Genomic DNA, 13,216 nt, shown 5'->3' on the forward strand with positions numbered 1-13,216 from the left:
GTACAATAAGCGTGCAAACTCAGCTCTCAGCTTTGACTTGCCGCAAGAATTGACACGATTCCGCTTGACGCTGGGTAAGGTTTTTGTAATTTTACAACCAACCTTTTATTCACTAACAAATAGCTGGTGGAATATATGACTATCAAAGTAGGTATCAACGGTTTTGGCCGTATCGGCCGCATTGTTTTCCGTGCTGCTCAGGAACGTTCCGACATCGAAATCGTTGCAATCAACGATCTGTTGGACGCGGAGTACATGGCTTACATGCTGAAGTATGACTCTACCCACGGCCGTTTCAACGGTACGGTAGAAGTTAAAGACGGCCACCTGGTTGTTAACGGCAAAACTATCCGTGTTACCGCAGAGAAAGACCCGGCTAACCTGAAGTGGAACGAAGTGGGTGTTGACGTTGTTGCTGAAGCCACCGGTATCTTCCTGACCGACGAAACCGCACGTAAACACATCACCGCAGGCGCGAAGAAAGTTGTGCTGACCGGCCCTTCCAAAGATGCGACCCCAATGTTCGTACGCGGCGCCAACTTTGAAAAATACGCTGGCCAGGATATCGTTTCCAACGCATCTTGCACCACTAACTGCCTGGCTCCGCTGGCTAAAGTCATCAACGACAAGTTCGGCATCGTTGAAGGCCTGATGACCACCGTTCACGCTACCACCGCAACGCAGAAAACCGTTGATGGCCCGTCTCACAAAGACTGGCGCGGCGGCCGCGGCGCATCCCAGAACATCATCCCTTCTTCTACCGGCGCAGCAAAAGCGGTAGGCGTTGTTCTGCCTGAACTGAAAGGCAAACTGACCGGTATGGCGTTCCGCGTTCCGACTCCAAACGTATCTGTGGTTGACCTGACCGTGCGTCTGGAAAAATCTGCCACTTACGAAGACATCAAGAAAGCCATCAAAGAAGCCGCTGAAGGCGAGCTGAAAGGCGTTCTGGGCTACACCGAAGACGACGTGGTTTCTACCGACTTCAACGGTGAAGTGCTGACTTCCGTATTCGATGCCAAAGCAGGTATCGCGCTGAACGACAACTTTGTGAAACTGGTTTCCTGGTACGACAACGAAACTGGCTACTCCAACAAAGTACTGGATCTGATCGCTCACATCTCCAAATAATGGCGTGATGTACAGCTGATTGACGAGGGCGACATTAATGTCGCCCTTTTTTATTGGTTTTTCTCCCCTGCTCAGCAAGAGTATATGGCGATAGATAAGGTGACTCGATGAACGAAAAAGTTTTCACCCTGCCCATTAGCAAACAGATTTCTCCGTATATCAGCCAACGACAGCTGGACGAGTTAAGCGTCGTGGTGGTGTCTCACCCCAAAGTTCGCGCGGCGGTAACGCTGCAAGGCGCGCATCTGATCGGCTGGCAGCCGAGCGGCGAACGGCCCGTCATCTGGTTGAGCGAAAACACGCCGTTTAAAGCCGGCAACGCCATCCGCGGCGGCGTACCGATCTGCTGGCCATGGTTCGGCCCGGCCGGCAAGCCTTCGCACGGCTTTGCGCGTAATCAACCCTGGCGCCTGACCGCACATGACGAAGATCAGGATGGCGTCATCCTCACTTTTACGCTGCAGGATAACGAACAGACCCGCAAGCTGTGGCCGCACGCCTTTACGCTAATCGCCCGCTTCAAGCTGGGGGAGAGCTGTGAAATCGAGCTGGAATCACACGGCGACTATCAGGCCACTGCAGCGCTGCACAGCTATTTCCAAATCGGCGATATCGCCAGGGTCAGCGTTGCCGGGCTTGGAGAAACGTATCTGGATAAAGTGGCAAACGGCGCTGAAACCCGCCAGAGCGGCGATGTGACCTTTAGCGGCCAGACCGACCGTATTTACACCCAGCCGACGACATGCAGCCTGATCAAGGATCCGGCGCTGCAACGCACGATTGAAGTGCAACACCACTATATGAGCGATGTGATCGCCTGGAATCCGGGCGCTGAACTCTCCTGCAGCATGGCGGATATGGCCAACGACGGCTACAAAACCATGGTGTGTGTTGAAACCGGACGACTCAGCAAGCCGCTGCTGGCGCAGGGCGAACAGCCGGCCCGTCTGGCGGTGACCTTCCGCTGCCGCAAAGACGCCTAAGTCCGTGCCGGACGGCAGATAAGCAAAAGGGGCGATAGCGCCCCTTTTCTCTTGGCGTACAGCCGCCGTCAGAAGGTATACGTGACACCGCTCCACAGCATGCCGTCGTAAGACGAGTCCACCATCGGGCTGTCTTTAACTTCATCAGACAGGCGCACGTAGCGTCCCATAAAGAAGGCGTTCCAGCTCTTGTTGATCTGATAGTTCGCCGTCAGCTCCAGGTATGGCGCCCAGCTGTCGCTTGGCTTGTAGCTGTTCAGGCCGCTGCGGCGCGACTCGTTGTCGCTCACGCCGTAGTAGTATTTATTCTGGTTTTTGCTGCTCCAGGTCACGCCGACGCCCGGGGCCAGGCTCCAGTCGCCCAGCTGGAACTTGTACAGATAGGCCAGATCGCCGACCAATCCATTGCTGTTATCCAGCGTATCGCCGCTGAAGGCCGCACGCAGCGTGCCCCACTCGGCATTATGCGAATAGGCCATCCCAGCCATCAGCGTGCCGCGACGTTTGTCCAGCCGTTTCATGCTATCGTCATCGCTGTCGCCGGGCTTAAAGTGCAGCGGTGAATAGTACGCCATCACGCTGAGTTTGTTGACCTCATCGTTCCACAGGTAATAACCGGCGGTCAGCGTATGGAAGTAAAAATCCTCGCTGTCATAGTTGATCACCGGCACCGGATACAGGCGGGTGTTGTTGCCCTTGTAAGGGTCCGGCGTCAACAGCGCCGATGCCCCCAGCGACCAGGTTCCCGCCTGAGCACCCTGCGCGCAAAGCAGCGCACCGGCGATTGCCAACGTTTTGAATTTGAAAATTTTCACCCGTTCGATTCCCCTCGTTGTTCTTGTATAAACACGTTGCGTCGCCAGCCCGGCAACGCGCTCCCCGATACAGACGTCCCTAGGCCATCCGTGATACTGCGTTGTCATGCCATGCTCGGATCGGAGCCGTTAAAATAGCGTCATATTCTAGGTGAAATTTTAGTGACGCGCTTTATCTTTACATGTTAAATCACGCCGGATCGGCAACATTAATGTTGAAATATGTATAAGGCATGTCAGAAACATGACGTTTCCCCCCTCAGGCCGCAGCCAATAAGGCCCTCCGTTGACCCTGAAATAACTGAGTCATTGATATGACTTAAAAAAAGCTTTTTCGCTGACAGGAAATTTTCCGCTATGCCAACTAAGCTTAAATCAGAAGCTGAAATTACCCTGAGCCCAGTGGCAATACAGCGCAACTCGCGATAATAAGCGCAACAGGTTGGCATACGGGTTGCTGTACTCAGGTTTTAACTTCTTCTTTCGGGGGCCGGAATGGGTACTCAATGTTATTGAGTTGCGGCGCTACGGCCACAGTCTCAATCCCAACGGGTCTATCACCTGCTCCCTTTAACCTGTGCTAATAACGAAAGGACGGGCATCGCCATGAACATATTTGACCACTATCGCCAGCGCTATGAAGCTGCCAAGGACGAAGAGTTCACACTGCAGGAATTTCTTACCATTTGCCGGGAAGATCGCAGTGCCTACGCCAATGCCGCGGAACGTCTGCTGATGGCTATCGGTGAACCGGTCATGGTCGACACCGCGCTTGAGTCCCGCATGTCGCGCCTGTTCTCCAACCGCGTGATCGCGCGCTATCCGGCCTTTGAAGAGTTCTACGGTATGGAGGAGGCTATCGAGCAGATCGTCTCTTACCTGAAACACGCCGCACAGGGCCTGGAAGAGAAAAAACAGATCCTGTATCTGCTGGGGCCGGTCGGCGGCGGTAAATCCTCGCTGGCCGAACGGCTGAAAGCACTGATGCAGCTGGTGCCTATCTATACGCTAAGCGCCAACGGCGAACGCAGCCCGGTCAATGATCATCCGCTGTGCCTGTTCAACCCGCAGGAAGACGCCGGCATCCTGGAAAAAGAGTACAACATTCCGCGCCGCTACCTGGGCACCATTATGTCGCCATGGGCGGCGAAACGCCTCAATGAATTTGGCGGCGACATCACCAAGTTCAAAGTGGTGAAAGTGCGTCCGTCGATTCTCGAACAGATCGCCATCGCCAAAACTGAACCCGGCGATGAAAACAACCAGGACATTTCCGCTCTGGTCGGTAAAGTGGACATCCGTAAACTGGAAAACCACGCGCAGAACGATCCCGACGCCTACGGTTATTCCGGCGCCCTGTGCCGGGCCAACCAAGGGCTGATGGAGTTCGTCGAGATGTTCAAGGCGCCGATCAAGGTGCTGCACCCGCTGCTGACCGCCACGCAGGAAGGTAACTATAACGGTACCGAGGGCATCTCCGCCCTGCCGTTTAACGGCATCATTCTGGCCCACTCCAACGAATCGGAATGGGTGACGTTCCGCAACAACAAAAACAACGAAGCCTTCCTTGACCGTGTCTATATCGTCAAGGTGCCGTACTGCCTGCGGGTGTCGGAAGAGATAAAAATCTACGACAAACTGCTCGATCACAGTGAACTGACCCACGCGCCGTGCGCGCCGGGCACGCTGGAAACGCTGGCGCGCTTTACCGTGCTGTCACGGCTGAAAGAGCCGGAAAACTCCAGCCTCTACTCAAAAATGCGCGTTTACGACGGTGAAAGCCTGAAAGATACCGATCCGAAGGCCAAGTCGTATCAGGAATACCGCGACTATGCCGGCGTGGACGAAGGGATGAACGGCCTGTCGACCCGCTTCGCCTTCAAAATTTTGTCACGCGTGTTCAACTTCGATCATACCGAAGTGGCGGCCAACCCGGTGCACCTGTTCTACGTGCTGGAACAGCAGATAGAACGCGAACAGTTCCCGCAGGATCTGGCGGAAAAATACCTGGAGCATCTGAAAGGTTATCTGATCCCGAAATACGCCGAGTTTATCGGCAAAGAGATCCAGACCGCCTATCTGGAGTCCTACTCCGAGTACGGTCAGAATATTTTCGACCGCTACGTGACCTATGCGGACTTCTGGATTCAGGATCAGGAATACCGCGATCCGGATACCGGCCAGCTGTTTGACCGTGAATCCCTTAACGCCGAACTGGAGAAAATTGAAAAACCTGCCGGCATCAGCAATCCGAAGGATTTCCGCAACGAAATCGTCAACTTCGTGCTGCGCGCCCGGGCAAACAACAATGGCCGCAATCCTAACTGGACCAGTTATGAGAAGCTGCGCACGGTTATCGAGAAGAAAATGTTCTCGAATACCGAAGAACTGCTGCCGGTCATCTCCTTTAACGCGAAAACCTCCACGGACGAGCAGAAGAAACACGACGACTTTGTCGATCGCATGATGGAAAAAGGCTATACCCGTAAGCAGGTGCGTTTACTGTGCGAATGGTATCTGCGGGTCAGAAAATCCTCCTGATAACGCGCTGCGAGTGACGTCGTAGAGGGATGCCTTAATAAGCCCGCGGGCTGCGGTTCGCGGGCGCCAGGGCATAGAAAGTTGGCAATGGTTGGGGGAACTATGGCTTATTTCATTGATCGACGGCTGAACGGCAAAAACAAAAGCATGGTGAATCGCCAGCGCTTTTTGCGCCGCTACAAGTCGCAAATTAAACAGTCGATCGCCGAGGCCATCAACAAGCGTTCGGTCACCGACATAGACAGTGGCGAATCCGTATCGATTCCCAACGCCGATATCAACGAACCGATGTTTCATCAGGGGCGCGGCGGCACGCGCCATCGCGTCCACCCCGGTAACGATCATTTCGTACAGAACGATCGCGTCGAACGGCCACAGGGCGGCGGTGGCGGCGGCAGCGGTCAGGGCAACGCCAGCCAGGACGGTGAAGGTCAGGATGATTTCGTTTTCCAGATCTCCAAAGACGAATATCTCGACCTGCTGTTTGAAGATTTGGCGCTGCCGAACCTGAAAAAAAATGAGTACAAACAGCTCACCGAATTCAAAACCCATCGCGCCGGCTTCACCGCCAACGGCGTGCCCGCCAACATCAGTATCGTACGCTCCCTGCAAAACTCGCTGGCGCGGCGTACGGCAATGACCGCCGGCAAACGCCGCGAACTGCGTCAGTTGGAAGAGCAACTGACCACCATGGAAAATACCGAACCGGTGCAACTGCTGGAAGAGGAGCGGCTACGTAAAGAGATTGCCGAACTGCGGCAGAAAATCGAACGCGTTCCCTTTATCGATACTTTCGATTTACGCTACAAGAATTATGAACGCCGTCCGGAGCCATCCAGCCAGGCGGTGATGTTCTGCCTGATGGACGTTTCTGGTTCAATGGATCAGGCGACGAAAGATATGGCCAAGCGTTTTTATATCCTGCTCTATCTGTTCCTTAGCCGTACCTACAAAAACGTCGAGGTGGTGTATATCCGCCACCATACGCAGGCCAAAGAAGTCGACGAGCAAGAGTTCTTCTACTCGCAGGAAACCGGCGGCACCATCGTTTCCAGCGCGCTGAAGCTGATGAGCGAAGTGGTGGAGGAGCGTTACAACCCGGCGCAGTGGAACATCTACGCGGCGCAGGCGTCGGACGGCGACAACTGGGCCGATGACTCCCCGCTGTGCCATGAGTTACTGGCGAAAAAACTGCTGCCGATCGTGCGCTACTACAGCTATATCGAAATTACCCGCCGGGCGCATCAAACTCTGTGGCGTGAATATGAAAACTTACAGGCCAGGTTCGACAACTTTGCCATGCAGCATATTCGTGAACCGGACGATATCTATCCGGTATTCCGCGAGCTGTTCCACACCCAAACCGCCTGAAGGCCGTCTCTCAGGGCCGGGTATTCCCCGGCCCTCCTCTTCCATCAGGAATCTTTGGTCTGCACCCAAAACGCATGAATCAGGCCCGGGAAATATCCCAGCAACGTCAGAATAATATTCAAAATAAATGCGCCGCCTAATCCTTTGCCCAGCAGCACGCCCAGTGGCGGTATAAGGATGGTAAATACGATACGCCAAAAGCCCATAATGCCTCCTCAGTGTGCTTGTTCCCTGCCAACATATTATATCTGCTTAATATTTTCAAAAAGTTATCAGCACTGTATCTCTTTTTCGGCGTAGTCTTACGCCCGGTGATAGCTTGTTGTTTATAGGGATATATGACCCCAGGGAATAACGCGCGCCATGATTAGTCGGCGCTGGTCGTTGATTATACGTGGCGATACTCCTAAAATGCGCGCTGAGAAATATTACTGGAATGGGTTTCATGTCGTCGCTGTGGGTTGCAACACAATATTTTTATTTGTTTGGCTTTTTATTCTCTGTGGTTTTTACTTATCTGGTCAGCCGGGATACGATTAAAATTCGCTGTCTCAGCGCCCTCACCATCGGCCTCACCTGGCCGCTCAGTTTACCGGTCGTGCTCATGTTTTCCCTGTTCTGAGCACCCGCCGAGATCGCCGCGCCGTCCATCCATGCCGGCACGGCGATGCCCATCAGAAGTCGTAACCGACCGTCGCGACCACGCTGCGTTCCTGCCCCCAATAGCAATAGCTGGTGCCGTAACAGGCCGCAACATACTTTCTGTCCGCCAGATTATTGACGTTCAGCTGTACGTACGCCCCTTTCAGGCTCGGCGCCACCTGCGCCAGGTTCATACGTACTGATGCGTCCAGCAAGGTCACGGACGGAATGCGTTGGGTATTTTCATTATCCGCCCACTGCTTGCCGATATAACGCACGCCCGCGCCAAGATTCAGCCCGTAGCCCGCATCATATTGTCCCCACAGCGTCGCCATTTGGTTCGGCGCCAAATATGGCGTATTGCCGTTATTGCCGTCGATGGCGTCTTTAAATTTCACCTTGTTATAGGTGTAACCCGCAATCACATTAAGGCGATCGGTCACCTGGGAACGCGCTTCCAGCTCAATCCCCTGCGAATGCACCTTACCGGCAGGTTCATAATAACTTTGCTGCACCACCCGGTTCGCCACGTCCTTTTGCGTGAGGTCATACAGCGACACGCTGTACAACGATGTGCTGCCCGGCGGCTGATACTTCAGGCCGACCTCATACTGCTTGCTGGTGCTGGGTTTCAGCATATGGCCGTCATTATCCGCCAGCGCCTCTGGGGTGATCGCCGAGCTGTAGCTGGCGTACGGCGAGAAGCCGCTGTCGAAGTGATACAGCAGCGAGGCACGACCACTGAAGTGGTGATCGTTACGCGAATCGGTGCTGTCGGCGGTCAGATTGGTATTTTTACTCTCCAGGCGATCGTAACGGCCGGCCAGGTTGAGATACCAGTTGTTCAAGGCGATCTCATCCTGCAGGTAGACGCCGGTCTGCTGATAGTGACGGCGCGAGTCGGTGCGCACCACGTCGGTCAGCAACGGCTCCCCCGCTACGCCGGTATAGGGATTCAACGGTGACGCTCCGCCGCTTTCATCCCACAGATTATTGCGGAAGCGCTGGTAGTCCAGCCCCAGCAACACTTTATGGTCCAACGGACCGGTGGCGAACTCGGCTTCCAGCTGGTTATCCACGGCATAGGCGTCCAGTGAGGTGCTGGATCCGCTGTAATAGCGATTCAGCAAGGTATGCTCTTCATTCCAGCCCGCCTGATACACCTGCTCCAACTCGACGTTCGAATGGGTGTAGCTGGCGTTTTGGCGGAACGTCCAGACGTCATTAAACCGGTGCGAGAAGGCATAGCTGTAGATCTGCTCCCAACGCTTGAATACGTTATGGCGGCTGTCGCCGTCAAAGAACCCGCGCCCCAGTTTGTCGCCCTGACTGGCATACAGGCTGCCGTCCGCCGGCACCGCACTGTGATAGCCGCCGGACGGATCTTTTTGCAGGTAGGCCTTCAGCAACAGCGAGGTATCTTCACTCGGTTGCCATAACAGCGACGGCGCAATCGCGTAGCGTTCTTCACGTTGGTGGTCATACATGGTATCGCTGCTGCGCGTCATGCCCGTCAGGCGGTATGCCCATTGATCCGACAGCGCACCGGTCACGTCAAACGCGCCGCCCTGGGTATGGTGATTGCCGCCCGTCAGGGTGAGGTGCCCTTCGGTGGCAAACTGCGGCCGCTTACTGGTCAAGGCCACCAGACCGCCAGGAATGCTTTGGCCGTACATTACCGAAGACGGCCCTTTAATCACGTCAACCCGCTCCAGGAACCAGGGATCAACCTGCAATGCGTTGTAACTGCCGCTGTCGCTCAGCAGCCTCAGCCCGACCAGAAAAGTGTTATTCACATCGCCGCCGTGAAAGCCCCGCAGCGCAATGGTGTCATAACGCGTCGCCCCGCCGGCAAAGTTGGTGAACACACCCGGCGTATACTTCAACGCATCATTGACCGTTAAGGCATTTTGGTCGGTCATCTGCTGACGCGTCACCACCGATACTGCCTGCCCGGTTAAAATCAGCGGTCGGTCGGTTTTTGTCGCCCCCTGGCTGGTGCCGGCGGTATAACCATGAGTTGCCGAATCCGCCGTGTCCGCCGGCTTGGCGGTCACCAGCAGCGTATCCTCCGCCCAGGAGGACAGCGGTAAAAACAGGGCAATAGCGCATAACAGACGGGAGCGTTTGACAGGAAAAATCCCAGACATAGCCGTAATTCCTATTGGAAGCCGTAAAATGTACACCGCAACAAGACAAGACAATTTCGATGACAGTCTGGTCAGAACGTGATGCGGTGCGCTGGTGTTAAGAAAATGAAAATATTGGTAAAGATAATAACAATGATAATTATTATCTTTTATAGGTAGGGAGTTCAAGTACGCCTGGCGTTTGCCATCAGAAAATTACGAGGACTATCGCAGTAAAATCAAGGTGAGGAACAAAAGGCAGGCGATTACTTCGCCGGATGTGGCGGCGTTTTGGAGATATGTGGTTCAGAGATATCCACCATGCGGCAGATTTTGCTGTAGTTGCTGTAACCTTCGCAGACTTTGTCTGCCACAAAGGTGCCCAGATACCCCAGCACCAGCGCATACCCCAACATGCAACAAATAAAGATCAGCGTTCTCACTCCGGCAGCCACCTTCAACAAAACCTATGCGTATCATACCGTGATTCGCCCTTTTTCGCCTGCCTGGAATTGACGCTGCGCGGCAATGCCGGCTTTGTAGTATCCTGTCACTCTCTTTTGGCGAGCAGAGAAACCTGATGCACCATGTGATGTTGGATATAGAAACGCTGGATGTGAAGCCAAGCGCGGTCATTCTGGTGGTTGCCGCCGTATTTTTCGATCCCAAAACCGGTCAGTTGGGCGAGGAATTTGAAGCGGCCGTCAGCCCGCAGAAGGAGCAAGACGGCAGGACAATAAGCTTGGACACCGTCGCCTGGTGGGCCAAGCAATCCGATGAGGCGCGTAAATTGGCCTTTGGCGGCAGCGACAGCTTAAAACGCGTGCTGACCAACCTGAGCCGCTTTATTCATATGCACAGCAGCGACACGGTAAAAGTCTGGGGCAACGGCAAAGAGTTTGACTGCGCCATCCTGGAGCACGCCTTCCAGCAACTGACGATGCCCTGCCCGTGGAAGTTTTGGCACACGCAGGATGTCCGCACCCTGGTGACGCTGGCAGAACTGCACGGCTTTAACCCCAAAAAGGCACGGCCGTTTGAAGGTACGCCACACCGGGCGCTGGACGATGCCAAGCATCAGGCCAGATATGTCGCCGACGTGGTGGCCAACTGCTATTTCCGCCACGATGCCGCACTGCTGCCCTGATCCGGACAGGCGCTGTTCCGCTGCCGGCATCGCGCCTGCCGCTCTCTCTGTATAACAACCTGGTGCACCGCCCTTTCCATTTCACTGCGAAGGCACTACCCTAAGCCACTTTGTCACTTGGATGTGCTATTTTTCATTATGCAAAAATTTCTCCTTCTCCTGCTGAGTCTGGTCTTGCTGGGCCCGTTAGGCATCGACCTCTATCTGCCGGCGATACCGGCCATCGCGCTGGGCCTGAACAGCAGCGAAGCGGTGATCCAATCCACCATTTCGCTGTTTATTCTGGTGCTAGGACTGGGGCAGATCGTCGCCGGGCCGCTGGTCGACAACTACGGACGCAAGCCGGTCGCGCTGGCCGGCATTATCCTGTATATGATCGGCGCCGCCATGGCCGCGCTGGCCAACAGCCCGGCGCTATTTATCGCCTCACGCCTGCTGCAGGGCATCGCGGTATGCTGCACCGCCGTAGTGGCGTTTAGCGGCGTGCGCGACCGTATGAACGGCGACGATGCCGCGCGCGCCTTTGGTTTCCTCAACGGTACGCTGAATATTATCCCGGCGCTGGCGCCGCTGTTGGGCGGATTACTGGCGGAAGCGTTTGGCTGGCGCGCCCCTTTCTGGTTCCTGGTCGGCTACGCGCTGCTGGTCTTCGTGCTGATCGCTCTGCGCCTGCCGGAAACCCGACCGGCAGATACGCGGCCGGTCAAAGGGCTCCCCGTACGCCAGTACGCACAGATCCTGCGTCAGTCACGCTTTCTCTCTTTCGCCGTGGTCAATGCCGGGGCCATGGGCATGGCGCTCACCTACGTGTCGCTGGCGCCTAATGTGCTGATGGGTACCGCCGGCCTGACGCCGCTGCAATTTTCCCTGGCGTTCGGCGCCAACGGTTTCTGGATTATGCTGGTGAGCTTCTTCGCCAACCGGGTGATTCGCAAGGTCGGCCGGCCGTTTTGTCTGGCAACCGGCGGTGTGCTGATGGGGCTGGGGTGCCTTGCCCTGCTGTTTGATATCACCTTCCTGACGGCCGATGCGCAAACCCACTGGCTGGCCTATATGCTGCCGGTTGCCATCGGCTGCGCCGGGCTGGCGTTTGTGATGGGCCCGGCCACCAGCTATGCGCTGGAGCCGTATTCCAACGAGGCCGGAGTAGCCTCGGCGCTGGTCGGTTTCGTACAGATGGCCGGCGGCGCTGCGCTGGGACTGCTGGCGATGGCGCTGCCTCTGCAACCGAAAATGGCGCTGGCGCTGGTGATGGCGGCGGGCTGTTTACTGGCGCTGCACGCCCGGCAGCGCAGTAAACAATTAAAGGGACAGTTAAACCGGATCGGCTGAGCTTATGCGCCGGCTTCCACCGGCACCCGCGGCGTCAATGCCGTCAGCAGCTCGTACCCCAGGGTACCGGCTGCGGCGGCCACGTCATCCACCGGCAAATGCCGCCCCCACAATTCCACCTCGGCACCGATAGTCGCCTGCGGGCACGGCGTCAGGTCCACCGCCAGCATATCCATCGATACCGTACCTACGGTGCGCGTCAATACGCCGTCAACCCAGATAGGCGTGCCGCTCTGCGCATGGCGCGGATAACCGTCGGCATAGCCGCAGGCGACAATGCCGATCCGCTGTACGGCACTGGCGGTATAGCGCCAGCCATAGCCGACGCTGTCGCCGGATTTTAGCGTCTGCACCGCGATAATCTCACTGCGCAATGACATCGTCGCCTGTAGCCCCGTCGCGGCAATATCCGCCGAGTTGCCGCTCGGCGATGCGCCGTACAAGATAATGCCCGGCCGCACCCAACTGCCGTGCGTATCCGGATGCCACAGCGTAGCCGCCGAATTGGCCAGACAGCGCGGCAGCGGCAGTTCCGCCGCCGCGCGATCAATGGTCGTCATTTGCTGCGCTACGCCACGCGCATCATCGGCAGTCGCGAAGTGGCTCATCAGCGTCATAGCGCCGATATTGGCGATGCCCTGCGCCCGTTGCCAGACGCTGCGTATCCGCTCGGGCGCAAAGCCCAGCCGGTTCATGCCGCTATTCAGCTTCAGATAAATATTCAGCGGCGCCGCGAGCCGTGCCTCGGCGATCGCCGCCAGCTGCCAGTCGCTGTGTACGGCGGTGGTCAACTGATAGCGGTCAATCAGCGCCAGGTCCTGCGGCTGAAAGAACCCCTCCAGCAGCAGGATCGGCCCCTGCCAGCCGGACTCGCGCAGCAGCACCGCCTCCGCCAGATCCAGTAACGCAAAGCCGTCAGTATTCGCCAGGCTGCGCCAGACGTGTTTAATACCGTGGCCATAGGCATTAGCCTTCACCACCGACCAAACCTTCGCAGCGGGCGCATGGCGGCGGATAACCTGTAGATTGTTGTCGAACGCCGCCAGGTGCAGCGTTGCGGTAATTGGGCGGGGCATGGGCTCTCCTTCAGCCGGTTTGACGCCGGCCGCAGTCTGCCGCTGCGGC

The 13,216-nt window shown here is 56.3% G+C and carries 12 protein-coding genes; 7 read left to right on the plus strand and 5 right to left on the minus strand.

Annotated elements, in window-relative coordinates; all coding sequences use genetic code 11:
* Nucleotides 1-135: 135 nt before the first annotated feature.
* Together gapA and CLM71_RS12915 are read left to right on the plus strand one after the other, a co-directional pair.
* Nucleotides 136-1,131, plus strand: a complete 996-nt coding sequence (gene gapA, locus CLM71_RS12910) for a glyceraldehyde-3-phosphate dehydrogenase (protein WP_015672573.1) — start codon at nt 136-138, stop codon at nt 1,129-1,131.
* Nucleotides 1,132-1,238: 107 nt separating this feature from the next.
* Nucleotides 1,239-2,114 carry a D-hexose-6-phosphate mutarotase gene (locus tag CLM71_RS12915; protein ID WP_105231369.1) on the plus strand — a complete coding sequence of 292 codons (876 nt, stop codon included), beginning with the start codon at nt 1,239-1,241 and terminating at the stop codon, nt 2,112-2,114.
* Between the two features lie 68 nt (nt 2,115-2,182).
* Here CLM71_RS12915 and CLM71_RS12920 read toward each other — a convergent pair whose 3' ends face one another.
* Nucleotides 2,183-2,929: a MipA/OmpV family protein gene (locus CLM71_RS12920; RefSeq protein ID WP_269655670.1), complete on the minus strand. Its 747-nt coding sequence runs from the start codon at nt 2,927-2,929 to the stop codon at nt 2,183-2,185.
* 606 nt (nt 2,930-3,535) lie between these two features.
* On the opposite strand from CLM71_RS12920, the gene yeaG reads away from it, so the two are divergent.
* A complete protein-coding gene (yeaG, locus tag CLM71_RS12930) occupies nt 3,536-5,470 on the plus strand; it encodes a protein kinase YeaG (RefSeq protein WP_105233378.1) in 1,935 nt (644 codons plus the stop codon).
* Nucleotides 5,471-5,572: 102 nt separating this feature from the next.
* A complete protein-coding gene (locus tag CLM71_RS12935) occupies nt 5,573-6,841 on the plus strand; it encodes a YeaH/YhbH family protein (protein WP_105231370.1) in 1,269 nt (422 codons plus the stop codon).
* A 44-nt stretch (nt 6,842-6,885) separates the two neighbouring features.
* On the opposite strand, the gene CLM71_RS12940 is transcribed toward CLM71_RS12935, so the two are convergent.
* Nucleotides 6,886-7,047: a YqaE/Pmp3 family membrane protein gene (locus CLM71_RS12940; RefSeq protein ID WP_072186051.1), complete on the minus strand. Its 162-nt coding sequence runs from the start codon at nt 7,045-7,047 to the stop codon at nt 6,886-6,888.
* A 239-nt stretch (nt 7,048-7,286) separates the two neighbouring features.
* On the opposite strand from CLM71_RS12940, the gene CLM71_RS12945 reads away from it, so the two are divergent.
* Nucleotides 7,287-7,463: a GhoT/OrtT family toxin gene (locus CLM71_RS12945; RefSeq protein ID WP_105231371.1), complete on the plus strand. Its 177-nt coding sequence runs from the start codon at nt 7,287-7,289 to the stop codon at nt 7,461-7,463.
* 52 nt (nt 7,464-7,515) lie between these two features.
* Here CLM71_RS12945 and CLM71_RS12950 read toward each other — a convergent pair whose 3' ends face one another.
* Entirely contained in the window at nt 7,516-9,633 is a 2,118-nt protein-coding gene (locus tag CLM71_RS12950; protein ID WP_105231372.1) for a TonB-dependent siderophore receptor, read from the minus strand.
* Between the two features lie 245 nt (nt 9,634-9,878).
* The gene (locus CLM71_RS24140) at nt 9,879-10,055 is read right to left on the minus strand and encodes a hypothetical protein (RefSeq protein WP_172606275.1); all 177 of its coding nucleotides are present in this window, start codon (nt 10,053-10,055) and stop codon (nt 9,879-9,881) included.
* A 137-nt stretch (nt 10,056-10,192) separates the two neighbouring features.
* Between CLM71_RS24140 and CLM71_RS12955 the strand changes: the two genes are divergently transcribed.
* Nucleotides 10,193-10,759: a 3'-5' exonuclease gene (locus CLM71_RS12955; protein ID WP_105231373.1), complete on the plus strand. Its 567-nt coding sequence runs from the start codon at nt 10,193-10,195 to the stop codon at nt 10,757-10,759.
* A 138-nt stretch (nt 10,760-10,897) separates the two neighbouring features.
* A complete protein-coding gene (locus CLM71_RS12960; protein WP_105233380.1) occupies nt 10,898-12,091 on the plus strand; it encodes a multidrug effflux MFS transporter in 1,194 nt (397 codons plus the stop codon).
* 2 nt (nt 12,092-12,093) lie between these two features.
* Here the strand turns inward: CLM71_RS12960 and dadX are convergent, their stop codons facing one another.
* Nucleotides 12,094-13,167: a catabolic alanine racemase DadX gene (dadX, locus tag CLM71_RS12965; RefSeq protein ID WP_105231374.1), complete on the minus strand. Its 1,074-nt coding sequence runs from the start codon at nt 13,165-13,167 to the stop codon at nt 12,094-12,096.
* Nucleotides 13,168-13,216: the final 49 nt, after the last annotated feature.

Source organism: Serratia sp. MYb239 (assembly GCF_002966855.1).
GTDB lineage: Bacteria > Pseudomonadota > Gammaproteobacteria > Enterobacterales > Enterobacteriaceae > Serratia_B > Serratia_B rhizosphaerae.